General features: G+C 62.7%; 24 protein-coding genes. 12 read left to right on the top strand and 12 right to left on the bottom strand.

Annotated elements, in window-relative coordinates; translation table 11 throughout:
• Nucleotides 1-60: 60 nt before the first annotated feature.
• Complete coding sequence (trxB, locus tag ACM6IM_RS16210; protein WP_414865695.1) at nt 61-1,020, bottom strand: thioredoxin-disulfide reductase; 960 nt, start codon at nt 1,018-1,020, stop codon at nt 61-63.
• A 319-nt stretch (nt 1,021-1,339) separates the two neighbouring features.
• Between trxB and ACM6IM_RS16205 the strand changes: the two genes are divergently transcribed.
• The 6 genes from ACM6IM_RS16205 to cysG all read left to right on the top strand — a co-directional run bounded on the left by ACM6IM_RS16205 (nt 1,340) and on the right by cysG (nt 8,993).
• On the top strand, nt 1,340-3,751 hold the full coding sequence (locus ACM6IM_RS16205; RefSeq protein WP_201190656.1) for a DNA translocase FtsK: 2,412 nt from the start codon (nt 1,340-1,342) through the stop codon (nt 3,749-3,751).
• A 68-nt stretch (nt 3,752-3,819) separates the two neighbouring features.
• The gene (lolA, locus tag ACM6IM_RS16200; protein ID WP_192304164.1) at nt 3,820-4,443 is read left to right on the top strand and encodes an outer membrane lipoprotein chaperone LolA; all 624 of its coding nucleotides are present in this window, start codon (nt 3,820-3,822) and stop codon (nt 4,441-4,443) included.
• A 162-nt stretch (nt 4,444-4,605) separates the two neighbouring features.
• Complete coding sequence (locus ACM6IM_RS16195; protein WP_201190654.1) at nt 4,606-5,928, top strand: replication-associated recombination protein A; 1,323 nt, start codon at nt 4,606-4,608, stop codon at nt 5,926-5,928.
• Nucleotides 5,928-6,302, top strand: a complete 375-nt coding sequence (gene crcB, locus ACM6IM_RS16190) for a fluoride efflux transporter CrcB (protein ID WP_027614675.1) — start codon at nt 5,928-5,930, stop codon at nt 6,300-6,302. Before ACM6IM_RS16195 ends, crcB begins: the two co-directional genes overlap by 1 nt.
• Before the next feature lie 15 nt (nt 6,303-6,317).
• Nucleotides 6,318-7,598 carry a serine--tRNA ligase gene (gene serS / locus ACM6IM_RS16185; protein ID WP_192304158.1) on the top strand — a complete coding sequence of 427 codons (1,281 nt, stop codon included), beginning with the start codon at nt 6,318-6,320 and terminating at the stop codon, nt 7,596-7,598.
• Nucleotides 7,599-8,993 carry a siroheme synthase CysG gene (cysG, locus tag ACM6IM_RS16180; protein WP_414865694.1) on the top strand — a complete coding sequence of 465 codons (1,395 nt, stop codon included), beginning with the start codon at nt 7,599-7,601 and terminating at the stop codon, nt 8,991-8,993.
• Nucleotides 8,994-9,093: 100 nt separating this feature from the next.
• Here cysG and ACM6IM_RS16175 read toward each other — a convergent pair whose 3' ends face one another.
• The 8 genes from ACM6IM_RS16175 to ACM6IM_RS16140 form a co-directional block, all read right to left on the bottom strand.
• Nucleotides 9,094-10,095 (bottom strand): glutathione S-transferase family protein, encoded by a 1,002-nt coding sequence (locus tag ACM6IM_RS16175; RefSeq protein WP_414865693.1) that lies wholly within the window; start codon nt 10,093-10,095, stop codon nt 9,094-9,096.
• 89 nt (nt 10,096-10,184) lie between these two features.
• Complete coding sequence (locus ACM6IM_RS16170; protein WP_414865692.1) at nt 10,185-11,186, bottom strand: glycosyl transferase family protein; 1,002 nt, start codon at nt 11,184-11,186, stop codon at nt 10,185-10,187.
• Nucleotides 11,183-11,518, bottom strand: coding sequence for a TusE/DsrC/DsvC family sulfur relay protein (locus ACM6IM_RS16165; protein ID WP_414865691.1), 336 nt, complete (start codon nt 11,516-11,518; stop codon nt 11,183-11,185). The genes ACM6IM_RS16170 and ACM6IM_RS16165 overlap by 4 nt, the downstream gene beginning before the upstream one ends.
• Nucleotides 11,515-11,808 (bottom strand): sulfurtransferase complex subunit TusB, encoded by a 294-nt coding sequence (gene tusB / locus ACM6IM_RS16160; RefSeq protein ID WP_414865690.1) that lies wholly within the window; start codon nt 11,806-11,808, stop codon nt 11,515-11,517. The genes ACM6IM_RS16165 and tusB overlap by 4 nt, the downstream gene beginning before the upstream one ends.
• Entirely contained in the window at nt 11,808-12,170 is a 363-nt protein-coding gene (gene tusC, locus ACM6IM_RS16155; protein WP_414865689.1) for a sulfurtransferase complex subunit TusC, read from the bottom strand. Before tusC ends, tusB begins: the two co-directional genes overlap by 1 nt.
• 1 nt (nt 12,171) lies before the next feature.
• Nucleotides 12,172-12,564, bottom strand: a complete 393-nt coding sequence (tusD, locus tag ACM6IM_RS16150) for a sulfurtransferase complex subunit TusD (protein ID WP_414865918.1) — start codon at nt 12,562-12,564, stop codon at nt 12,172-12,174.
• A gap of 195 nt (nt 12,565-12,759) precedes the next feature.
• Nucleotides 12,760-13,464, bottom strand: a complete 705-nt coding sequence (locus ACM6IM_RS16145) for a YoaK family protein (protein WP_192304143.1) — start codon at nt 13,462-13,464, stop codon at nt 12,760-12,762.
• A gap of 28 nt (nt 13,465-13,492) precedes the next feature.
• Entirely contained in the window at nt 13,493-13,822 is a 330-nt protein-coding gene (locus tag ACM6IM_RS16140) for a DUF6388 family protein (RefSeq protein WP_192304141.1), read from the bottom strand.
• 104 nt (nt 13,823-13,926) lie between these two features.
• On the opposite strand from ACM6IM_RS16140, the gene ACM6IM_RS16135 reads away from it, so the two are divergent.
• Nucleotides 13,927-14,277, top strand: coding sequence for a hypothetical protein (locus tag ACM6IM_RS16135; RefSeq protein WP_371049420.1), 351 nt, complete (start codon nt 13,927-13,929; stop codon nt 14,275-14,277).
• A 56-nt stretch (nt 14,278-14,333) separates the two neighbouring features.
• Here the strand turns inward: ACM6IM_RS16135 and ACM6IM_RS16130 are convergent, their stop codons facing one another.
• Complete coding sequence (locus tag ACM6IM_RS16130; RefSeq protein WP_201190640.1) at nt 14,334-14,759, bottom strand: GNAT family N-acetyltransferase; 426 nt, start codon at nt 14,757-14,759, stop codon at nt 14,334-14,336.
• A 139-nt stretch (nt 14,760-14,898) separates the two neighbouring features.
• On the opposite strand from ACM6IM_RS16130, the gene ACM6IM_RS16125 reads away from it, so the two are divergent.
• Both ACM6IM_RS16125 and ACM6IM_RS16120 read left to right on the top strand, forming a co-directional pair.
• Nucleotides 14,899-15,336 (top strand): hemerythrin domain-containing protein, encoded by a 438-nt coding sequence (locus ACM6IM_RS16125; protein WP_192304135.1) that lies wholly within the window; start codon nt 14,899-14,901, stop codon nt 15,334-15,336.
• Between the two features lie 56 nt (nt 15,337-15,392).
• Nucleotides 15,393-15,980, top strand: a complete 588-nt coding sequence (locus tag ACM6IM_RS16120) for an NUDIX domain-containing protein (protein WP_414865688.1) — start codon at nt 15,393-15,395, stop codon at nt 15,978-15,980.
• 24 nt (nt 15,981-16,004) lie between these two features.
• Here ACM6IM_RS16120 and ACM6IM_RS16115 read toward each other — a convergent pair whose 3' ends face one another.
• Nucleotides 16,005-16,517: a methylated-DNA--[protein]-cysteine S-methyltransferase gene (locus ACM6IM_RS16115; RefSeq protein WP_201190636.1), complete on the bottom strand. Its 513-nt coding sequence runs from the start codon at nt 16,515-16,517 to the stop codon at nt 16,005-16,007.
• A gap of 150 nt (nt 16,518-16,667) precedes the next feature.
• On the opposite strand from ACM6IM_RS16115, the gene ggt reads away from it, so the two are divergent.
• The 3 genes from ggt to ACM6IM_RS16100 all read left to right on the top strand — a co-directional run bounded on the left by ggt (nt 16,668) and on the right by ACM6IM_RS16100 (nt 19,523).
• Nucleotides 16,668-18,395, top strand: a complete 1,728-nt coding sequence (ggt, locus tag ACM6IM_RS16110; RefSeq protein WP_192304129.1) for a gamma-glutamyltransferase — start codon at nt 16,668-16,670, stop codon at nt 18,393-18,395.
• Nucleotides 18,396-18,464: 69 nt separating this feature from the next.
• Nucleotides 18,465-18,998 (top strand): cysteine hydrolase family protein, encoded by a 534-nt coding sequence (locus tag ACM6IM_RS16105; protein WP_414865687.1) that lies wholly within the window; start codon nt 18,465-18,467, stop codon nt 18,996-18,998.
• A 66-nt stretch (nt 18,999-19,064) separates the two neighbouring features.
• Nucleotides 19,065-19,523: a GNAT family N-acetyltransferase gene (locus ACM6IM_RS16100; RefSeq protein WP_414865686.1), complete on the top strand. Its 459-nt coding sequence runs from the start codon at nt 19,065-19,067 to the stop codon at nt 19,521-19,523.
• A 4-nt stretch (nt 19,524-19,527) separates the two neighbouring features.
• On the opposite strand, the gene ACM6IM_RS16095 is transcribed toward ACM6IM_RS16100, so the two are convergent.
• Entirely contained in the window at nt 19,528-20,967 is a 1,440-nt protein-coding gene (locus tag ACM6IM_RS16095; protein ID WP_414865685.1) for a M15 family metallopeptidase, read from the bottom strand.
• Between the last annotated feature and the right edge of the window lie 41 nt (nt 20,968-21,008).

Here is a 21,008-nt window from a genome sequence, read left to right as displayed (position 1 = left end):
CGTCCGGGCTTACAGAAGGGGAGGGCAGGGGTGGGCGAGGGCCCACCGTGGAGTTTGCCGTCAAACGGTCGGAATGTCGTCGAGGTATTTTTCAGCGTCCAGGGCCGCCATGCAACCGGCGCCGGCAGAGGTCACGGCCTGGCGATAGACGTGGTCAGCGACGTCACCGGCAGCGAACACGCCGGCAATCGCGGTGGCAGTGGCATCGCCCTCGCTGCCGCCCCGGACCTTCAGGTAGCCGTCGTGCATGTCCAGTTGGCCGATGAACAGGTCGGTGTTGGGCTTGTGGCCGATGGCGATGAACACGCCGGCCAGCGGCAGCTCACGGGTGTCGCCGGTGTGGCTGTCGCGCAGGCGGGCACCGGTCACGCCGCTGGCGTCGCCGAGGACTTCATCGAGATGCTGGTTCCAGTGCAGGCGGATATTGCCGTTGGCGGCCTTTTCGAACAGTTTGTCCTGGAGGATTTTTTCCGCGCGCAATTTATCGCGACGATGAATCAGGTGCACTTCCCTGGCAATGTTCGACAAGTACAGCGCTTCTTCGACGGCGGTATTGCCGCCGCCCACCACGGCCACCACCTGGTTGCGATAAAAGAACCCGTCGCAGGTGGCGCAGGCCGAAACACCTTTGCCGGCGAACGTCTCTTCCGAGGGCAGGCCCAGGTATTGCGCCGACGCGCCCGTGGCAATAATCAGCGCATCGCAGGTATAAGTTCCGCTGTCGCCGGTAAGTTCGAGCGGCCGCTGTTGCAACTTGGCCGTATGGATGTGGTCGTAAACAATCTCTGTGTCAAAGCGTTCGGCGTGTTTTTGCATGCGTTCCATCAAGGCCGGTCCGGTCAGGCCTTCCACATCACCGGGCCAGTTATCGACTTCGACCGTGGTGGTGAGCTGGCCACCTGCCTGTATGCCGGTAATGACCACGGGTTTGAGGTTGGCGCGAGCGGCATACACCGCCGCACTGTAACCGGCAGGGCCGGAACCCAGAATGATCAGGCGGCAATGCTTGGACTCGCTCATAAAAACACCTCATAAGCCTTTGTCACAAAAGAGAATGCGTGCTCAAATTGAATCGCATGAAATGCGCGGTTGGCTATGCTGGATGCAAGCATCTCAAACATGGCATCGGCCGAACAAACCCGTACAATGCCGGTTGTCACAGTGTTTGTAACAAAATAAGCCGGGCGCGCCGTGTTTATAAAAACCCCGGTGCAATGTTAAAAGTGCAGTGTTAAGCGTAGTCCGGTTGCGCACGTTAACTTTTCTACCTGCCTGGATTGGGCAGTTTTTATAGTCATTCAACAGATGGACGCGCCGTAGGCGCAGGAAAAGAAGCGTTTTGAAGAAATCCACCGCAGCACCCAAACCAGCCGTCGTTCCGCTCTGGCGCCAGCACTTGCACTACCGACTCAAGGAAGGTGCATTGATCGCCATCGGTGCCTTGTGCCTGTTCCTGATGATGGCCTTGCTGACCTATGGCAAGGACGATCCGGGCTGGAGCCACAACAGCAAGATCGATGACGTGCAGAACTTTGGCGGTCCGGCCGGCTCCTACAGCGCCGACATCCTGTTCATGGTGCTGGGTTATTTCGCCTACATCTTCCCGCTGCTGCTGGCGATCAAGGCGTATCAGATTTTCCGCCAGCGCCACGAACCGTGGCAGTGGAGTGGCTGGCTGTTCTCCTGGCGCCTGATCGGCCTGGTGTTCCTGGTGCTGTCGGGCGCTGCGCTGGCGCACATCCATTTCCATACCCCGACCGGCCTGCCGGCGGGCGCGGGCGGCGCACTGGGCGAGAGCCTGGGCGACCTGGCCCGCAACGCGTTGAACATCCAGGGCAGCACCTTGCTGTTCATCGCCCTGTTCCTGTTTGGCCTGACCGTGTTCACCGATCTGTCGTGGTTCAAGGTGATGGACGTCACCGGCAAGATCACCCTCGACCTGTTCGAGCTGGTCCAGGGCGCGGCCAATCGCTGGTGGGCGTCTCGCGTGGAGCGCAAGCAGCTGGTTGCGCAGTTGCGTGAAGTCGACGATCGCGTGCATGACGTGGTGGCCCCCACCGTGACCGACAAGCGTGAACAGGCCAAGGTCAAGGAACGCCTGATCGAGCGCGAGCAAGCCCTGAGCAAGCACATGTCGGAGCGCGAGAAGCAGGTGCCGCCGGTCATCGCCCCGGCGCCGATGAAACCCGCCGCGCCGAGCAAACGCGTGGAAAAGGAAAAGCAGGTGCCGTTGTTCGTCGACAGCGCCGTCGAAGGCACCTTGCCGCCGATCTCGATTCTCGATCCGGCCGAGAAGAAACAACTCAATTACTCGCCTGAATCCCTGGCAGCGGTCGGCCATTTGCTGGAGATCAAGCTCAAGGAATTCGGTGTCGAAGTGGCGGTGGACTCGATCCATCCGGGCCCGGTGATCACCCGTTACGAAATCCAGCCGGCTGCCGGGGTCAAGGTCAGCCGCATCGCCAACCTGGCAAAAGACCTTGCGCGTTCGCTGGCCGTGACCAGCGTGCGGGTGGTGGAAGTGATTCCAGGCAAGACCACCGTCGGTATCGAGATTCCCAACGAAGACCGGCAGATCGTGCGCTTCTCCGAAGTGCTGTCGACCCCGGAATACGACAATTTCAAATCCCCGGTCACCCTGGCCCTGGGCCACGACATCGGTGGCAAGCCGGTCATTACCGACCTGGCGAAGATGCCGCACCTGCTGGTGGCCGGTACGACCGGTTCCGGTAAGTCGGTCGGCGTGAACGCGATGATCCTGTCGATCCTGTTCAAGTCAGGTCCGGACGACGCCAAGCTGATCATGATCGACCCGAAAATGCTCGAGCTGTCGATCTACGAAGGCATTCCGCACCTGCTGTGCCCGGTCGTGACCGACATGAAGGACGCGGCCAACGCCCTGCGCTGGAGCGTGGCGGAGATGGAGCGCCGCTACAAGCTGATGGCGAAGATGGGCGTGCGCAACCTGTCCGGCTTCAACGCCAAGGTCAAGGAAGCCCAGGACGCCGGCACGCCGCTGAGCGATCCGCTGTACAAGCGCGAAAGCATTCACGACGAGGCACCGCTGTTGCAGAAGCTGCCGACCATTGTCGTGGTCGTCGACGAGTTCGCCGACATGATGATGATCGTCGGCAAGAAAGTTGAAGAGCTGATCGCCCGTATCGCCCAGAAGGCGCGGGCGGCAGGCATCCACCTGATTCTCGCGACCCAGCGTCCGTCGGTGGACGTGATCACCGGCCTGATCAAGGCCAACATCCCGACCCGTATGGCGTTCCAGGTGTCGAGCAAGATCGACTCGCGGACCATCATCGACCAGGGCGGTGCCGAGCAACTGCTGGGCCACGGTGACATGCTCTACATGCCGCCCGGGACCAGCCTGCCGATCCGTGTTCACGGCGCATTCGTGTCCGACGACGAGGTGCACCGGGTCGTCGAGGCGTGGAAACTGCGCGGCGCGCCGGAGTATAACGACGACATCCTCAACGGTGTCGAAGAGGCGGGCAGTGGCTTTGAAGGCAGCAGTGGCGGTGGCGACGGCGACGATCCCGAAGCTGACGCGCTGTACGACGAAGCGGTGCAATTCGTACTGGAAAGCCGTCGGGCTTCCATTTCTGCGGTTCAGCGCAAGCTGAAAATCGGCTACAACCGCGCCGCGCGCATGATCGAGGCCATGGAAATGGCCGGGGTCGTGACGGCCATGAATACCAACGGCTCGCGTGAAGTCCTGGCCCCTGGCCCGGTACGCGACTGACCGGATATTGAAAGGGCGGCGCCCCCTTGGGCGCCACCCACATTCCCACGACTGTTATGAGGACTCCCATGCGTCTGATTCGCATGCTATTGCTGCCGGTACTGGCCTTGACCACGCTTTCGGCCCACGCCGACGACAAGGACGTGGCACGCCTGACCCAACTGCTGGAAAAATCCCAGACCCTGACCGCGCGTTTTTCCCAGCTGACCCTCGATGGCAGCGGCACCCAGTTGCAGGAAACCGCCGGTGAGATGTCGGTGCAGCGCCCGGGCCTGTTCTACTGGCACACCGATGCGCCGGCCGAGCAGGTCGTGGTCTCCGACGGCAAGAAGGTGACCCTGTGGGACCCGGACCTGGAGCAGGCCACCATCAAGACGCTCGACCTGCGCCTGAGCCAGACCCCGGCATTGCTGTTGTCCGGCGATGTGTCCAAGATCAGCCAGAGCTTCGACATCAGTGCCAAGGAAGCCGGTGGCGTGATCGACTTCACCCTGAAGCCGAAAACCCGGGACACCCTGTTCGACAGCCTGCGCCTGTCGTTCCGCAATGGCCTGGTCAATGACATGCAGCTGATCGACAGCGTCGGTCAGCGCACCAACATCCTGTTCACCGGCGTGAAGGCCAACGAGCCGATCCCGGCCTCCAGGTTCAGGTTCGATGTGCCGAAAGGTGCAGACGTGATTCAGGAGTAAACCGCCAGATCCCTGTGGAAACGGGTTTGCTCGCGAGCGCGGTGTGTCAGGTTGCATCCCTGTTGAATGTGCCGACGTCTTCGCGAGCAAGCCCGCGCCCACCGAGGGGAAAGGTGTTACACCTGTCGGCATCAGGACTCCAATAAGGTTTCAGAGGTAGTGATGGACCTGTTTCGCAGCGCCCCGATAGCTCAGCCCCTGGCCGCGCGCTTGCGTGCGACCAATCTGGACGAGTACGTCGGCCAGGAACACGTGCTCGCTCGTGGCAAGCCATTGCGCGAGGCGCTGGAGCAGGGGGCGCTGCACTCGATGATTTTCTGGGGGCCGCCTGGCGTGGGCAAGACCACCTTGGCGCGCTTGCTCGCCGAAGTCTCCGATGCGCACTTCGAAACGGTCTCGGCGGTCCTGGCCGGGGTCAAGGAGATTCGCCAGGCGGTGGAAATCGCCAAGCAGCAGGCCGGGCAGTACGGCAAGCGCACCATCCTGTTCGTCGATGAAGTGCACCGCTTCAACAAATCCCAGCAGGATGCGTTTCTCCCCTACGTTGAAGACGGCACGCTGATTTTCATCGGTGCCACCACCGAAAACCCCTCGTTCGAACTCAATAACGCCTTGCTGTCCCGGGCGCGGGTCTATGTGCTCAAGAGCCTCGACGAGGCGGCGCTGCGCAAACTGGTGCAGCGTGCGTTGACCGAAGAGCGCGGCCTGGGCAAGCGCGACCTGACCCTCAGCGATGAAGGCTTCCAGATGCTGTTGTCCGCCGCCGACGGCGATGGCCGGCGTCTGCTCAACCTGCTGGAAAATGCCTCGGACCTGGCGGAAGACCACAGCGAAATCGGTGTCGACCTGTTGCAGAGCCTGCTCGGCGATACCCGCCGGCGCTTCGACAAGGGCGGCGAGGCGTTCTACGACCAGATTTCCGCACTGCACAAGTCGGTCCGCGGCTCCAATCCCGACGGCGCCCTGTACTGGTTCGCGCGGATGATCGACGGCGGCTGCGATCCGCTGTACCTGGCCCGGCGCGTGGTGCGCATGGCCAGTGAAGACATCGGCAACGCCGATCCCCGCGCGCTGAGCCTGTGTCTGGCGGCGTGGGACGTGCAGGAGCGCCTGGGCAGCCCCGAAGGCGAGCTGGCGGTGGCCCAGGCCATTACGTATCTGGCCTGCGCACCGAAGAGCAACGCGGTGTACATGGGCTTCAAGGCCGCGATGCGCAGTGCCGCCGAGCACGGTTCGCTGGAAGTGCCGTTGCACCTGCGCAATGCGCCCACCAAGCTGATGAAGCAATTGGGCTATGGCGACGAATACCGTTACGCCCACGATGAGCCCGATGCCTACGCGGCGGGCGAAGATTACTTCCCTGAGGAGCTTGCGCCTCAACCGTTCTACCAGCCGGTGCCCCGTGGCCTGGAGTTGAAGATCGGCGAGAAGCTCAACCACCTCGCCCAACTGGACCGCCTGAGCCCAAGGCAGCGGAGAAAATAGTGCTTCCATTGATCGTTGCAGTTTCCGTCGGCGGGATCGCCGGCACGCTATTGCGCTTTGCCACCGGCAACTGGGTCAACGCGAATTGGCCACGGCACTTCTATACCGCGACGCTCGCCGTTAATATCGTCGGCTGTTTGCTGATCGGCGTTCTATACGGTCTGTTTTTGATACGCCCGGAAGTACCGATCGAGGTGCGTGCCGGGCTGATGGTCGGCTTCCTCGGGGGGCTGACGACTTTTTCATCCTTTTCACTGGATACGGTGCGCCTGCTGGAAAGCGGGCAAGTGCCGCTGGCCCTGGGCTATGCTGCCATCAGCGTATTCGGCGGGCTGCTCGCCACCTGGGCCGGCCTGTCCTTGACCAAACTTTGATAACGAGAGACCGACATGCTCGATTCCAAACTGTTACGTAGCGATCTTCAGAACGTAGCGGACCGCCTGACATCCCGTGGCTACACGCTGGATGTTGCGCGCATCGAAGCGCTGGAAGAACAGCGCAAGACTGTCCAGACCCGCACCGAAGCACTGCAGGCTGAACGTAATGCGCGCTCCAAATCCATCGGTCAGGCCAAGCAGCGCGGCGAAGACATCGCGCCGCTGATGGCGGACGTCGAACGCATGGCGAACGAATTGAGCGCCGGCAAGGTCGAGTTGGACGCGATCCAGACCGAGCTGGATGCGATCCTGCTGGGCATTCCCAACCTGCCGCACGAATCCGTGCCGGTCGGTGCCGACGAAGAAGGCAACGTCGAAGTGCGCCGCTGGGGCACGCCGACTGCATTCGACTTCCCGGTCCAGGACCACGTGGCGCTGGGTGAGAAATTCGGCTGGCTCGACTTCGAAACCGCCGCCAAGCTGTCCGGCGCGCGGTTTGCCCTGTTGCGTGGCCCGATTGCACGCCTGCATCGCGCCCTGGCGCAATTCATGATCAACCTGCACGTCACCGAGCATGGCTACGAGGAGGCCTACACGCCTTATCTGGTCCAGGCGCCGGCGCTGCAAGGCACCGGTCAACTGCCGAAGTTCGAAGAGGACCTGTTCAAGATCGGGCGCGAAGGCGAAGCCGACCTGTACCTGATCCCGACTGCCGAAGTGTCGCTGACCAACATTGTCGCGGGCGAAATCGTCGATGCGAAACTGCTGCCGATCAAGTTCGTCGCCCACACCCCGTGCTTCCGCAGTGAAGCCGGTGCGTCGGGTCGCGATACCCGCGGCATGATCCGCCAGCACCAGTTCGACAAGGTCGAGATGGTGCAGATCGTCGAGCCGTCGAAATCGATGGAAGCGCTGGAAGGCCTGACCGCCAACGCCGAGAAAGTCCTGCAATTGCTGGAGCTGCCTTACCGCACCCTGGCGCTGTGCACCGGCGACATGGGCTTCAGCGCGGTCAAGACCTACGACCTGGAAGTATGGATCCCCAGCCAGGACAAATACCGTGAGATCTCGTCGTGCTCCAACTGCGGCGACTTCCAGGCCCGACGCATGCAGGCGCGTTTCCGCAACCCGGAAACCGGCAAGCCGGAACTGGTGCACACCCTGAACGGCTCCGGCCTGGCGGTCGGTCGTACCCTGGTGGCGGTGCTGGAAAACTACCAGCAGGCCGACGGTTCGATCCGCGTGCCGGACGTGCTGAAGCCGTACATGGGTGGCCTTGAGGTCATCGGCTAAATGGACTATCTGCCGCTGTTTCACAACCTGCGCGGCAGTCGTGTGTTGGTCGTCGGTGGGGGGGAGATTGCGTTGCGCAAATCCCGCCTGCTGGCCGATGCCGGTGCGCAGCTGCGGGTGGTTGCACCCGACATCGAACAACAACTGCGTGAACTGGTGGTCGCCAGCGCGGGTGAGTGCCTGTTGCGGGGCTACCTCGAATCGGACCTGGACGGGTGCGCGCTGATCATTGCCGCCACTGACGACGAACCGCTCAACGCGCAGGTGTCCGCTGACGCCCACCGGCGCTGCGTGCCCGTCAACGTGGTGGATGCGCCTGCGCTGTGCAGTGTGATTTTTCCGGCGATCGTCGACCGTTCGCCATTGATCATCGCCGTGTCCAGCGGCGGGGATGCACCGGTGCTGGCGCGGTTGATCCGGGCCAAGCTGGAAACCTGGATTCCTTCCACCTACGGCCAACTGGCCGGTCTGGCGGCGCGCTTCCGTCATCAGGTCAAGGGCCTGTTCCCAGATGTCCAGCAGCGCCGGGCATTCTGGGAGGATGTGTTCCAGGGGCCGATTGCCGACCGCCAACTGGCCGGGCAGGGCGCCGAAGCCGAGCGCCTGCTGCAAGCGAAAATTGCTGGCCAAGCGCCTGTGGCCACGGGCGAGGTGTATCTGGTGGGCGCCGGGCCGGGCGATCCCGACCTGCTGACCTTCCGCGCATTGCGCTTGATGCAGCAAGCCGACGTGGTGCTCTACGACCGTCTGGTGGCGCCGGCGATTCTTGACCTGTGCCGTCGTGATGCCGAGCGGGTCTATGTCGGCAAGCGTCGCGCCGATCACGCCGTGCCCCAGGATCAGATCAACCAGCAATTGGTGGAACTGGCCCGGCAGGGCAAGCGGGTGGTGCGGTTGAAGGGCGGTGACCCGTTCATCTTCGGCCGTGGTGGCGAGGAGATCGAAGAGCTGGCCGCCCAGGGCATCCCGTTCCAGGTCGTGCCGGGCATTACTGCCGCGAGCGGTTGTGCGGCGTATGCCGGGATTCCGTTGACCCACCGCGATTACGCGCAGTCGGTACGGTTCGTCACCGGTCACCTGAAAGACGGCTCCACCGACCTGCCCTGGGCCGACCTGGTGTCCCCGGCGCAAACCCTGGTGTTTTACATGGGGTTGGTGGGCTTGCCGATCATCTGCGAGCAGTTGATCCAGCATGGTCGAGCTGCTGACACGCCGGCGGCGTTGATTCAGCAGGGTACGACGGCCAATCAGCGCGTGTTCACCGGCACCCTGGCGAACCTCTCGGAACTGGTGGCTGAGCACGAGGTGCATGCGCCGACACTGGTGATCGTCGGGGAAGTGGTGCAACTGCGCGAGAAACTGGCGTGGTTCGAGGGGGCTCAGGCGCAGGTCTGAAGTCCGCGTCGCCCCCATCGCGAGCAGGCTCGCTGCCACACTGACTTGTGTCATTCACAAATCCCTGTGGGAGCGAGCCTGCTCGCGATGCTTCAAGCTGTCAAACCCTGCGCCAAACCCCTTTGCCACTCAACCGCGCCCGATCATGGGCTACGGTGAAGTCCTGTTCCGGCCCCTTGGGCACGACCCCCGTCGGGTTGATGGTCTTGTGGCTGCCGTAGTAGTGATGCTTGATGTGGGTGAAGTCCACCGTCTCGGCAATCCCCGGCCACTGATAGAGTTCCCGCAGCCAGTTCGACAGGTTCGGGTAATCGGCAATGCGCCGCAGGTTGCATTTGAAGTGCCCGTGGTACACCGCATCAAAGCGAATCAGCGTGGTGAACAGCCGAATATCGGCTTCGGTCAGGTATTCGCCGACCAGATAGCGATTGGCGTCGAGTAACCCTTCCAGGTGATCCAGTTCCGCAAACACGTCATCGAAGGCTTCTTCGTAGGCCTGCTGCGACGTTGCAAAGCCGGCGCGGTACACGCCATTGTTCACGGCGGGATAAATCCGTTCGTTGAGCGCATCGATTTCGCCGCGCAACGGGGCGGGGTAGAAGTCCAGGTCATTGCCGGTTAGGTCGTCGAAGGCGCTGTTGAACATGCGGATGATCTCCGCCGATTCGTTGCTGACGATGCGCTTCTGTTGCTTGTCCCACAGCACCGGCACCGTGACGCGCCCCGTGTAGTCGGCCGTGTCGGCGGTGTAGCGTTGGTGCATGAACTCGAAGTGATCGAGCCGGTCGCCGGTCGAGCCCAGCTGTTGATCGAAGGTCCAGCCGTTTTCCAGCATCAGCCAACTGACCACCGAGACGTCGATCAGGTTTTCCAGGCCCTTGAGTTTGCGCAGGATCAGCGTGCGGTGCGCCCACGGACAGGCCAGCGAGACGTAGAGGTGGTAGCGACCGGCCTCGGCGGCAAAGCCACCGACCCCGCTCGGGCCGGGCTGGCCGTCCGCCGTGACCCAATGGCGCCGCTGCGCCTGTTCACGCTGGAATGCGCCATCCTTGCTGCTTTCGTACCACGTGTCCTGCCAACGACCTTCGACGAGCAAACCCATGTTCAGACTCCTCAACCTTTAACGATTGGAGAGGAGTCTATTCCGATAGGTTCGATAAAAAAGCGCAAAGATTAAACAGCTATTATCGATTAAATCGATTTGTCTCGCGCGTCCCAATACTGTTGGGCCGTTTCGAAAGCCTGCTCGCGTGGCTGGCCAAGGCCGCGCAACGCCAGGGCCATGGTGGCGATCAAGGCCATTTGCGGGTAGCTGTCGACCACGTCGCCGCGCCACACGGCTTTCAGATGTTCCGGATCGAGCGCGGCCGGCTTGACGTGGCGCTGCGCGGATAACTGCGGCCATTCCTCGTCCCAGCTTTGGCCGCCCGTGGTGCCGTACAGGTGGCTGTCGGCATCCGGGTTGATTTCGATCTCGCCACCGTCGCCTTTGACCACGATGGCGGTGTCGCCGAGCAAGCCGCTGGCATCGCGGTGCACGGCCTGATACCCGGGGTGGAAAATGCTCTGCAGGCCACAGCGCGCGCCCAGCGGATTGAGGATGCGCGCCAGGGAATGGATGGGGGAGCGCAGGCCCAGGGTGTTGCGCAGGTCGATCATGCGTTGCAGTTGTGGCGCCCAGTCCACCAGGGGCATGAACGCCAGGCCGCCGTTGTCCAGGGCGTCGCCGACTTGTTGCCAGTTGCGGCACAACGGGATCTTCAGGGTGTCCAGCAGTTGCTCGCTGTACAGCCGCCCGGCGGTGTGCGCGCCGCCGCCGTGCATGAACACGCGCAGGCCATTTTGCGCCAGGCACTTGGCCGTCAGCAGGTACCACGGCAGGTGGCGTTTCTTGCCCGCATAGGTTGGCCAGTCCAGATCCACCTGCAGTGCCGGTGCCTGCAAGCGTTCGCGCAGGGCTTCGGTGAACCCGGCCATTTCCTCGGCGCTTTCTTCCTTGTGCCGCAACAGCATCAGGAAGGCGCCGAGCTGGGTCTCCTCGACCTGCTCGTCGAGCACCATGCCCATGGCCTCACGGGCTTCGGCCCGGGTCAGGTCGCGGGCACCACGCTTGCCTTTGCCAAGGATGCGCACGAACTGGGCGAACGGGTGCTCGGCGGGCGTCTCTAGGGTCAACGCTGGGTAGTCGGTCATAGGCAATTCGTCGGTTTGGGCAGGCCCGCCAGTTTTGCGGCGAGTTTGGCAGGGGTGCCTTTGAACAGTCGGTTCAGGTGCAGGCTGTTGCCTTTTTCCGGACCGAGTTTCAACGCGGTGTATTTGATCAACGGGCGCGTGGCCGGTGACAGCTGGTATTCGGCATAGAACCCGCGCAACAGTTCGAGGACTTCCCAGTGTTCTGGGCTCAGCTCGATGCCTTCGGCGGCCGCCAGGGCACTGGCGACCTCGGCGGACCAGTCGCTCAGCTCGACCAGGAAGCCGTCCTTGTCCAACTCGATGGCGCGGGCGCCGACCGTCAATGCGTTCATAGCCAACTGTTGACCTTGTCATAGTGCAGCGACAGCTCGACGAAGGCCGGGTAGTCGATGCCCTTGGCCGTACCGGGAATGTCCAGGGCGCGGGCCTGGGCGTCTTCGGTGAGCACGAACAGCGTCGGCGCGCGCGCGTTCAGGGCATTGAACGGTGCGGTGCCGGGCTGCAACGCATACACCGCGTCGCCGGTCAGCAGCAGCGCATCGTTCGCGCCGATCAGGCGCAGGCAACTGTTCAGGCGATCGTCGCCGAACGGGGAATGAGACAACACATGCAAAGTCGACATCAGAGGGTGACCACCTGGTCGTAACGGTCAATAAGGGCAGTGATTTCCTCGGCGCTCAAGACCCGCGCTTCCTCAAGTGCCAGGCCGGTCGGGTCCAGGCCGCGTTCGGCGGCGCTGTCGGCGCAGACGAACAGGTCATCGACCCCGAACATCGGCAGGGCCTGCAGATTGGCGCTCAGGTCTTTCTGTTGCAGGGCCCTGGCGTCTTGTTTCGCGGCGAGCTGAAACACCCCGTCATCGAGAAACAGCAGGCCGATGGGCAGGTCGAATGCGCCGCCGGCCAGCACGATGTCCAGCGCTTCGCGTGCGCTCGGCCCGGACCATGGCGCCTGGCGGCTGATCACCAGCAAGGATGTGGGCATGTCATGCGCCTCCGAAACAGATCAAACGGTCGGCGTCCTGCACCGCGTCATGTAACTGGCCGAGGCCGGACAGTTCCCATGGCGCGTCCACCGCCACGGCTTCACGCTGATAGCGCGCGGCTTCTTCGGCGTTCAGTACGCCACGGCGCAGGGCGGCGGCGATGCAGACCACGCCATCGAGTCGATGCTCGGTGATGAAGCTGCGCCATTGCCGGGGCAAATCCTCTTCATCCTGGGGCGTGACCACGCTGCCGGACGCGTTGTAGACGCCATCCTGATAGAAAAACAGCCGGACAATCTCGTGCCCGCCGGCCAGCGCGGCCCGGGCGAACAGCAGGGCGCGGCGCGAGGAGGGCGCGTGAGCGGCGGAAAACAGCGTGATGGCGAACTTCATGGTGGACTCGATCAGCGAAACTGCGGCCATGATAAAGCTTTATCGGTGGGGCGGCTAAGTGTTCGCTTGAGACCTTGTCGCGGCCATCGTCGGAACGCCGCCCGGAGCAAGCCCGCTCCGACAGGTTCTGTGAACGCCAGGATCCCGGTGGCAGCGAGCCTGCTCGCGATGCGGCCAGTCATGTCAACGCAGGGCTCAGCGCGGCATATACCCCAACTGCCAGCGCCGCGGAATCTTCAGCGACACCACCCCCAGAATCCCGGCCAGCAACCCGCTGACAAACAGCGCCTGAAGCCCGAGGTGATGTTCCAGCACGGCCCCCAGCACCGCCCCGGCGAACATCCCGGTCCAGGGGATCAATTGCACCCGCCAGCCATTGCGCCGTTCGCCCAGCATCCAGCGCCCCAGCCCCCGGCCGAAACGCGACAGTGCGCCCGTGACGTAGGTCAGGCCCACCGGCAAACCGTTCACTTCTTCGACGGCGGCATTGAGCATGCCCATGGCGATGATCGCCGCCAGCAGTGCCGGCAGTTGTTCGTCATAGGGCCAGGCTGCCGCCGCGCACAGCAGCATGGCGATGCACAGCAGCAACGGCAGTGCGCGGCGTCCGCCGATTCGGCTGATGACAATGCCCAGCGCATTGCCGACGACGAACGTGGCCACCACCAGCAGCAGGCGCAGGGTCAGGCCGAGGTCGCCGTCGCTGATCGCCACGGCGAGGCGGGTGGTGTTGCCACTCATGAAGGAAACGAAGTCGCCGCTGGCCATGAAGCCAATGGCATCGGTCATGCCGGCGAGCACCGAGAGCGCGGCCACCAGGGTCAGGCCGACACGCCCGCGCCATTTCTGTGTATGCAGGTGCCCCGGACTGGCGTGGGCAGTGGTGGACGAAGGCAGCATCGTCGACAGGCTCCTTGGGCGGCGAGGGTTAAGGATTCAATCCATATAACTCGCAATACTCCCGCCAGTCCATCCCCGCCATCTCGGCCACTTCGCGGTGCACCTCCAGGCGCTGGGACTCGTAGTCCTGGGCTGTTGCGGCGGTCAGTTGCAGGGTCAGCTCCCAGGCAAACAAGCCCAGGCGCTCGGCCTCGGCCTCGAACGCCTCATGCAAACGTTCCTCGCGAAACTGCGCTGCGGTTTCGCCTTTGGCCTGGGCCAGCAGCGGATTGAGGTTGTCCAGTTCGACGCGCAACTCGGGGCGCTCATCGAGAAACCGCTTCAGCGCCTGCTCGTGTTGCTGTTCGGGTGTCGCCATGGAGGCTCCTTGGGTGTGGATGACGGAGGGGACTTTTGCAGTAAAGCAGAACGATACACCGGCCCACGGTGATACAGTCGGCTTTTTCCTGATGAGCACACGCAATGCGAATACTGATGGTGGCCTTGGCGGTAACCTTGCTGGCGGGCTGCGCCGGTTCGGTCATGGACGATGCCCGTACCGGCGCCCCGAACAAAGTCCTGACCTCGGACAAACCGGAAAAAGTCGTTGCCCAGTGCGTGCAGTTCGCCTGGCAGGATGAAGCGGTGTTCGGCGTCGATGCGGGGGCGTACCTGCAGCCGGGCAAGAAGGGCGGGTCGACCGTCTACACGCGTTCGGCGGAGTCCTTTGTCGACATCAGCGAGGACGCGTCCGGAACGGCATTGAATTACTACGCGCAGCACGACGATTTTGTCGCCAAGCGCCGGCTGGCAGCGTTGGCCACTTGCCTGTGACCTTCTGATCACGGTGGGAGCGAGCAGGCTCGCTTCCACCGGTTTTTATTGCCTGATCAATCGATCAGGCGCTTCTGGAAAAAGTGCCGCCGATGCCCTGGCGGGTAGTCGACGATCTGGCCCAGTTCGCTGTATCCCATTTTCTGGTAGAACGCAGGCGCCTGAAAGCTGAAGGTGTCCAGCCAGATCCCCACGCATTCCTTTTCCCGCGCCAGGTCTTCGGCCATGCGCATCAGTTGCGACCCCATGCCGTCGCCACGGGCCTGTTCCGGCACCGAGAGCAATTCGATGAACAACCATCGGTAGAAAAAACGCCCGTACAAGCCGCCGAGGATCTCGCCCTGGTCATCGCGCACCAGCAGGGCAAGCGGTTCGGCTTTGCCGTCACCCGCTTGCGCCACGTTGTAGGCCCGCAACGGTGCGAGTATTGCTTCGCGGTCTTCCGGGGTCGGGTTTTGCGACCGTTCGATTGTCAGTGTCATCGGCGACTTCCTTATGGCGGTGAGGCAGGAGGGTATCCGGGTCTCGGCGATTGTTCCATCCCCAGGAGGAACCGTTGTCAGTGCGCAGCTGTCTAGCCTCAAGAGCGTCATTTCAGAGCGCGGCCAATGAGGATTGCCCATGAATATTTTTGAAGCCCTGCGCGAAAGCCACGAGCGCCAGCGCACCTACGCCAAGGCACTGGTCGAGACCAGTGGCGACACCCCGGAACGGGTCGAGGCGTACAAGCAGTTGAAGTCCGAGCTGCAGGCACATGAAACCGCTGAAGAGCGGCATTTCTACATCCCGTTGATGGCGTTCGACAATGGCGTCGACCTCAGTCGCCACGCGATTGCCGAGCATCATGAGATGGACGAAATGATGGAAGAACTCGACGAGACCGAGATGTCCAGCCCGGCCTGGCTGGCCACTGCGAAGAAGCTCAGTGAAAAAGTCCATCACCACCTGAAGGAAGAAGAGCAGAAATTCTTCCAGATGGCCGGCAAACTGCTCGACGACAAGCAGAAAGAGACGCTGGCCGGGCAATACGAGAAGGAGTACAAGGCGCAGCTTTCCTGAAGCGCTCTTGCCGTCTAGGATGAGCTTTTTTCTGCCGCTGACAAGGATGCACAGTCATGTCGAACACCGCTGAGCGGGTCAGGATCATCGAGTCCCGGGTGCTGTCCCACGATTGGTATCTGCTGAAGAAAGTCACCTTCGATTACCAGCGCAACCAGGGCGACTGGCAGCGCCAGACCCGCGAGGTCTATGACCGTGGCAATGGGGCGGCGATCCTGCTGTTCAATCGCGATAAGCGCAGCGTGGTGCTGACGCGGCAGTTCCGCCTGCCGGTGTTCGTCAACGGTCACGACGGTTTGCTGATCGAAGTGGCGGCGGGCTTGCTCGAAGGCGCCGCGCCGGAGACGCGCATTCGCGAGGAAGCGGAGGAAGAGACCGGCTATCGCGTGCACCATGTGCAAAAGGTGTTCGAGGCCTACATGAGTCCCGGGTCGGTGACCGAAAAACTGCATTTCTTCATCGCCGAATACGATGCCGATTCGAAAGTCGGCGAGGGCGGCGGCCTGGAGGAAGAGACCGAGGAGCTGGAGGTGCTCGAGTGGTCGTTCGACGAGGCGCTGCAAGCGTTCCATCGCGGTGAGATCTGCGACGCGAAGACCATCATGCTGCTGCAGTATGCGGCGATGAAAACCCTTTTCGATTGATCGCTGTGCCGCTTCTCACAGCAATCAAAAACCTTCGAGGCGGGCCGTGCTGCCCCGTTGCCCGCCTTCAAGCGTCAGCAGCAACTGTTTTGCCTCGAGCCCGCCGGCAAACCCGGTGAGTTTCCCTGACGCGCCGATGACCCGATGGCACGGTGCAATGATCGAGATCGGGTTCCTGCCATTGGCCGCCCCCACTGCCCGCACCGCGCTCGGGTGGCCGATCTGTTCGGCGATCTGGCTGTAGCTGCGGGTTTCGCCGAACGGAATGGTCAGCAACGCCTGCCACACCTTTTTCTGAAAATCGGTTCCGGTGAACTCCAGTTCCAGGTCGAAACGATGGCGGCTGCCGGCAAAATATTCAGTCAATTGTTGTCGGGCGTTCACGAGGATCGGATGGTCCGCCGCTTCGTTCATCACACCGAGCCGGACCCGGTTGGGTTTGTCGTTTTCCCAGAGGATGGCCGCGAGTCTCGAGCCGTTCGCGACCAGGGTCAATTCGCCCACCGGGGAGGCCATGGTGGTGCTGGTGTAAGTCATGCCGGCGGACTCCGCAGAAGGGCTGGACGAGAGGCAAGCATACTGCCTGATCGGGGAGGCGCAAAACCCAATCCCGACCATACTTGCCTTTGCTTTTGAAGCGTTGTCCTCTGCCTGGTGCAGAGCCTGAAAACAAAAAGAGACAGACCCATGAAGTTCGAATCTTTTGCCAAATCGCTCATTGCGACCTCCCTGGCGTTCTCCTGCCTTACGTCCTACGCAGCCTCCGTGGCTCCCGTCGCCGCCGAAAACGGCATGGTCGTCACTGCCCAGCACCTGGCCAGTCACGTTGGTGTGGACGTGCTCAAGAACGGTGGCAACGCCGTCGATGCCGCCGTCGCGGTCGGCTATGCGCTGGCGGTGGTGTACCCCGCGGCCGGTAACCTGGGCGGTGGCGGTTTCATGACCATTCAACTGGCGGACGGGCGCAAGACTTTCCTCGATTTCCGCGAAAAAGCGCCGTTGGCCGCAACCGCCGACATGTACCTGGACAAGGCGGGCAATGTCGTTCCCGAACTCAGCACCCGCGGCCACCTGGCGGTCGGCGTACCGGGCACCGTGTCCGGCATGGAGCTGGCGTTGAGCAAGTACGGCACCAAGCCCCGCAAGGAAGTGATTGCCCCGGCGATCAAGCTGGCCGAAGACGGCTTCGTGCTGGAGCAGGGCGATGTCGATTTGCTGGAAACCGCCACCGACGTGTTCAAGAAGGACATAAAGGATTCCGGCGCGATCTTCCTCAGCAACGGCGAGCCGATGCAGGTCGGGCAAAAGCTGGTGCAAAAGGACCTGGGCAAGACCCTGCGGGAAATCTCCGAGAAGGGCGCCGACGGTTTCTACAAGGGCTGGGTGGCCGACGCCATCGTCACCTCCAGCCAGGCCGGCAAGGGCATCATCACCCAGGCTGACCTGGACAAATACAAGACCCGCGAACTGGCCCCGGTGGAGTGCGACTACCGTGGCTACCATGTGGTCTCGGCGCCACCGCCCAGCTCCGGAGGCGTGGTGATCTGCGAGATCATGAACATCCTCGACGGCTACCCGATGAAGGACCTGGGCTACCACTCGGCGCAGGGCATGCACTACCAGATCGAAGCCATGCGTCATGCGTACGTGGACCGCAACAGCTACCTCGGCGATCCGGACTTCGTGAAGAACCCGATCAGCCACCTGCTGGATAAAAACTACGCGGCGAAAATCCGTGCGGCCATCAATCCGCAAAAGGCCGCAGTGTCCAGCGAACTCAAGCCCGGCGTTGCGCCGCACGAAGGCAGCAACACCACCCACTACTCGATCGTCGACAAGTGGGGCAACGCGGTCTCGGTGACCTACACCCTGAACGACTGGTTTGGCGCCGGGGTCATGGCGAGCAAGACCGGGGTGATTCTCAACGATGAAATGGATGACTTCACCTCGAAAATCGGCGTGCCGAACATGTATGGCCTGGTGCAGGGAGAGGCCAACGCCATCGCCCCCGGCAAGGCACCGCTGTCGTCGATGAGCCCGACCATCGTCACCAAGGACGGCAAGGTGGTGATGGTGGTCGGCACGCCCGGCGGCAGCCGCATCATCACCGCGACCTTGCTGACCATCCTCAACGTGATCGACTACGGCATGAACATCCAGGAAGCGGTGGATGCGCCGCGTTTCCACCAGCAGTGGCTGCCGGAGGAGACCAACCTGGAGACCTTCACCACCAGCCCGGACACGGTCAAGATCCTCGAAAGCTGGGGGCACAAGTTCGCCGGGCCGCAGGATGCCAACCACGTGGCGGCGATCCTGGTCGGCGCGCCTTCGCTGGAAGGCAAGCCGGTGGGCAAGAACCGTTTCTACGGGGCTAACGATCCGCGGCGCAACACCGGTTTGTCGCTCGGTTACTAGGGCTTGTCAGAACAAGGGGACAGATTTACTTTCTGTCTCCTTGCCCACCGACATCACAAGGAAGGAACCATGACCAGCGCATTGTTAATCATCGACGTCCAGCAGGCGCTCTGCGCGGGCGAGTATGAGTGTTTCGAGATCGCGCGCGTCATCGACACCATCAATGGCCTGAGCGCCCGTGCGCGCAAGGCCGGTGTGCCGGTGGTGGTGATCCAGCACGAAGAACCGGGCAGCCCGCTGGCCCACGGCGCCGAGGGTTGGCAACTGGCTGCCGGGCTGGATGTTCAGCCCCAGGATGGGCGCGTACGCAAGACCACGGGTGATTCGTTCTACCAGACCCCGCTGCAGAAGCTGCTGCCGGTCCAGGATTTCGAACGCCTGGTCATCTGCGGCCTGCAAACCGATTATTGCGTCAACGCTACCGTGCGCCAGGCACTGAAACTGGGGTACGACGTGGTGCTGGCGGCAGACGCTCACTCCACCGTCGACAACGGCAGCCTCACGGCCGAAGACATCATCGCCGAACACAACAAGGACCTGGCGCATCTGACGGGCTCGGTGGCACGGATCGATGTGCAGCCGGTGGCGGCTATCGTTTTCTAGGTTGATCGTCACGCCGTTTATCGACATGGTCCGACTCACCCCGACTGCCTTGTGGAGACCACGCTCATGGATGTCCAGATTCATCGCGCCGACGCCACCCACCTCGACGGTGTTGCCAGCCTGTTCGACGCCTATCGAGGCTTCTACGGCCAGCCCTCGAACCTGAAGCAATCCCGCGACTTCATCGCCGAACGTATCGCCAGGGATGAGTCGGTGATCTTTTTTGCCGAGGACGCGGCGGGCCAGGCGCTGGGTTTCGTCCAGTTGTTCCCGACGTTTTCCTCCATCGAGGCGCACCGTACCTGGTTGCTGGGTGATCTTTTCAGCGCACCCGCTGCCCGTGGTCGCGGGGTTGGAAAGCAGTTGATGAACACCGCGCGAGCCTTTGCCTTACTGAGCGGGGCCAAAGGCCTGACACTGGAAACCGCCACCGATAATCACGTCGCACAACGTTTGTACGAGTCCCTGGGCTACGTGCGCGATAGCGGTTATTACACCTATTGTCTGGACTTGAAGCAGGGCTGACCGGTTAGCGTGGCGGCAGATTCCAGCGTTCACGCCACTGCGCGTATTGCGCCTCGGGCATTTGTACCAGCAGCGGCGCTCGGCGTGGGTCCAGCCATTCGAGCAAGCGGGCGATGTTCGCCTGATCCATGGCCGTGCAGCCGGCCGTGGGCGAGGTCGGACTGCGCCAGATATGGAAGAAGATGCACGATCCCGCAGCGGGGGTTGCCGGGGTGTTGTGTTCGATGACAATGCCCTGGCGATAGCCGGGCTCGTTGCGCATCTGTTCGGAGCTGGTCCAGTCCTTGGCAGTCTGCGCGCCGTCGACCAGTTCGTTGTAGCGTGCGGAGCGACTGTCGTCGACGCATTCAATGCTCGGTGTCAGGGCGAGGTAGGGCAGCGGGGTGGCCGCCGTCGCATCGTAGCCAAACGCCGTTCCGAGTTTGAACACGCCGGCCGGGGCCTTTCCATCGCCTTCACGTTTCACCGGGTCGTCGCCCGGCTCGACACTGTTCAGGCCTTTGCCCCAGGCCATGCCGTTTTTGCCGAGCATCACGGCAAAGGCCTCGCCATCTTTGCGAAAGCGCCGGCCCTCCCGCGTGTAGCGTTGAGCGGTGCCTCGGCTGTCATTCCAGTCCTTGCTGGTCACCACGATCAGTTGCTGGCTGCCCGCGAGCGCGGTGCCTGTGTCCGGCGAGGTGATCGGGAAGTCCATGACGTCGTTTGGCGTGCCAGACCCCTGAGTGGCAGCGCTGTAGGTGAAGTGCCACCATTCCTTCGAATACCCCGTGAACCCCTGTTTTTCCATCGCTTGGCTCAGAAGCCGGCGATGGTCCCGGGCCGTAGTGTTGATCAAGGGGCTATCGGTATGGGTGCGTTCGTCGAAACAGTCGAAACCGGTGCCCATGTCGAGTGCGCCGTCATGCCAGCGTCGAGCGTAGGGCGCCGTGCAATCGACTTGCCCGGCGTCGGCGCTCCAGGTGGCGGCGGGCAGCGCCTTCGACCCGGTCAAGGTGAGGTCCACGGTCGAGCCTCGGGAATGATTCGACACCCGCGCCACATAGCCCAGGCGCCAGAAGTCCTGCTTGTCCACGCGGGGGTAGAACTCGGCCTTGCGCGGATCACCGGGCTGTGTGGCAAAGCGCCCCATGTCCGCCACGGCACGCGCCGGTCGATAACAATCGAACACCTTCAGGCCATAGCCTTGCGTGCGCAATGAGGCCTGGACCCGGGCCAGGGCGTTGGCCGCTTCCCGCGTCAGCAGGCACTCGGCGGCCGCGTATCCGTCGAGTGGATGGCCAGTGAAGTTGTGAGCACTGGCATAGCGGATGTCCTGCTCGATGGTCGGGTCAATCGTGCGCAGATAGACCATGTGCTCGGGAGGTGGCTCGGCACTGGCCGTGGCGGCAAAGCACAGCAGCAGCGAGCGCAGCCAGGGACGGGCGGTTCGGGATGACAAACGCATGCGTGGCGCTCCTGGCTGAGGGCAGTGCACGACCGGGACGA

This window comes from Pseudomonas sp. IT-P12 (assembly GCF_949767465.1).
In the GTDB taxonomy this organism is placed as follows: Bacteria; Pseudomonadota; Gammaproteobacteria; order Pseudomonadales; family Pseudomonadaceae; genus Aquipseudomonas.
This window is presented reverse-complemented; position numbering and strand designations above follow the sequence as displayed.

What these genes read in the sequence shown, in the direction of transcription:
- tusB (WP_414865690.1), bottom strand. Translation starts at nt 11,808, where the DNA reads ATGTCGACTTTGCATGTGTTGTCTCATTCCCCGTTCGGCGACGATCGC.
- cysG (WP_414865694.1), top strand. Translation starts at nt 7,599, where the DNA reads ATGGACTATCTGCCGCTGTTTCACAACCTGCGCGGCAGTCGTGTGTTG.
- ACM6IM_RS16140 (WP_192304141.1), bottom strand. Translation starts at nt 13,822, where the DNA reads ATGGCGACACCCGAACAGCAACACGAGCAGGCGCTGAAGCGGTTTCTC.
- ggt (WP_192304129.1), top strand. Translation starts at nt 16,668, where the DNA reads ATGAAGTTCGAATCTTTTGCCAAATCGCTCATTGCGACCTCCCTGGCG.
- ACM6IM_RS16130 (WP_201190640.1), bottom strand. Translation starts at nt 14,759, where the DNA reads ATGACACTGACAATCGAACGGTCGCAAAACCCGACCCCGGAAGACCGC.
- ACM6IM_RS16175 (WP_414865693.1), bottom strand. Translation starts at nt 10,095, where the DNA reads ATGGGTTTGCTCGTCGAAGGTCGTTGGCAGGACACGTGGTACGAAAGC.
- trxB (WP_414865695.1), bottom strand. Translation starts at nt 1,020, where the DNA reads ATGAGCGAGTCCAAGCATTGCCGCCTGATCATTCTGGGTTCCGGCCCT.
- ACM6IM_RS16195 (WP_201190654.1), top strand. Translation starts at nt 4,606, where the DNA reads ATGGACCTGTTTCGCAGCGCCCCGATAGCTCAGCCCCTGGCCGCGCGC.
- ACM6IM_RS16165 (WP_414865691.1), bottom strand. Translation starts at nt 11,518, where the DNA reads ATGAACGCATTGACGGTCGGCGCCCGCGCCATCGAGTTGGACAAGGAC.
- serS (WP_192304158.1), top strand. Translation starts at nt 6,318, where the DNA reads ATGCTCGATTCCAAACTGTTACGTAGCGATCTTCAGAACGTAGCGGAC.
- ACM6IM_RS16120 (WP_414865688.1), top strand. Translation starts at nt 15,393, where the DNA reads ATGTCGAACACCGCTGAGCGGGTCAGGATCATCGAGTCCCGGGTGCTG.
- tusC (WP_414865689.1), bottom strand. Translation starts at nt 12,170, where the DNA reads ATGCCCACATCCTTGCTGGTGATCAGCCGCCAGGCGCCATGGTCCGGG.
- ACM6IM_RS16170 (WP_414865692.1), bottom strand. Translation starts at nt 11,186, where the DNA reads ATGACCGACTACCCAGCGTTGACCCTAGAGACGCCCGCCGAGCACCCG.
- ACM6IM_RS16115 (WP_201190636.1), bottom strand. Translation starts at nt 16,517, where the DNA reads ATGACTTACACCAGCACCACCATGGCCTCCCCGGTGGGCGAATTGACC.
- ACM6IM_RS16125 (WP_192304135.1), top strand. Translation starts at nt 14,899, where the DNA reads ATGAATATTTTTGAAGCCCTGCGCGAAAGCCACGAGCGCCAGCGCACC.
- ACM6IM_RS16145 (WP_192304143.1), bottom strand. Translation starts at nt 13,464, where the DNA reads ATGCTGCCTTCGTCCACCACTGCCCACGCCAGTCCGGGGCACCTGCAT.
- ACM6IM_RS16135 (WP_371049420.1), top strand. Translation starts at nt 13,927, where the DNA reads ATGCGAATACTGATGGTGGCCTTGGCGGTAACCTTGCTGGCGGGCTGC.
- lolA (WP_192304164.1), top strand. Translation starts at nt 3,820, where the DNA reads ATGCGTCTGATTCGCATGCTATTGCTGCCGGTACTGGCCTTGACCACG.
- ACM6IM_RS16095 (WP_414865685.1), bottom strand. Translation starts at nt 20,967, where the DNA reads ATGCGTTTGTCATCCCGAACCGCCCGTCCCTGGCTGCGCTCGCTGCTG.
- tusD (WP_414865918.1), bottom strand. Translation starts at nt 12,564, where the DNA reads ATGAAGTTCGCCATCACGCTGTTTTCCGCCGCTCACGCGCCCTCCTCG.
- ACM6IM_RS16105 (WP_414865687.1), top strand. Translation starts at nt 18,465, where the DNA reads ATGACCAGCGCATTGTTAATCATCGACGTCCAGCAGGCGCTCTGCGCG.
- ACM6IM_RS16100 (WP_414865686.1), top strand. Translation starts at nt 19,065, where the DNA reads ATGGATGTCCAGATTCATCGCGCCGACGCCACCCACCTCGACGGTGTT.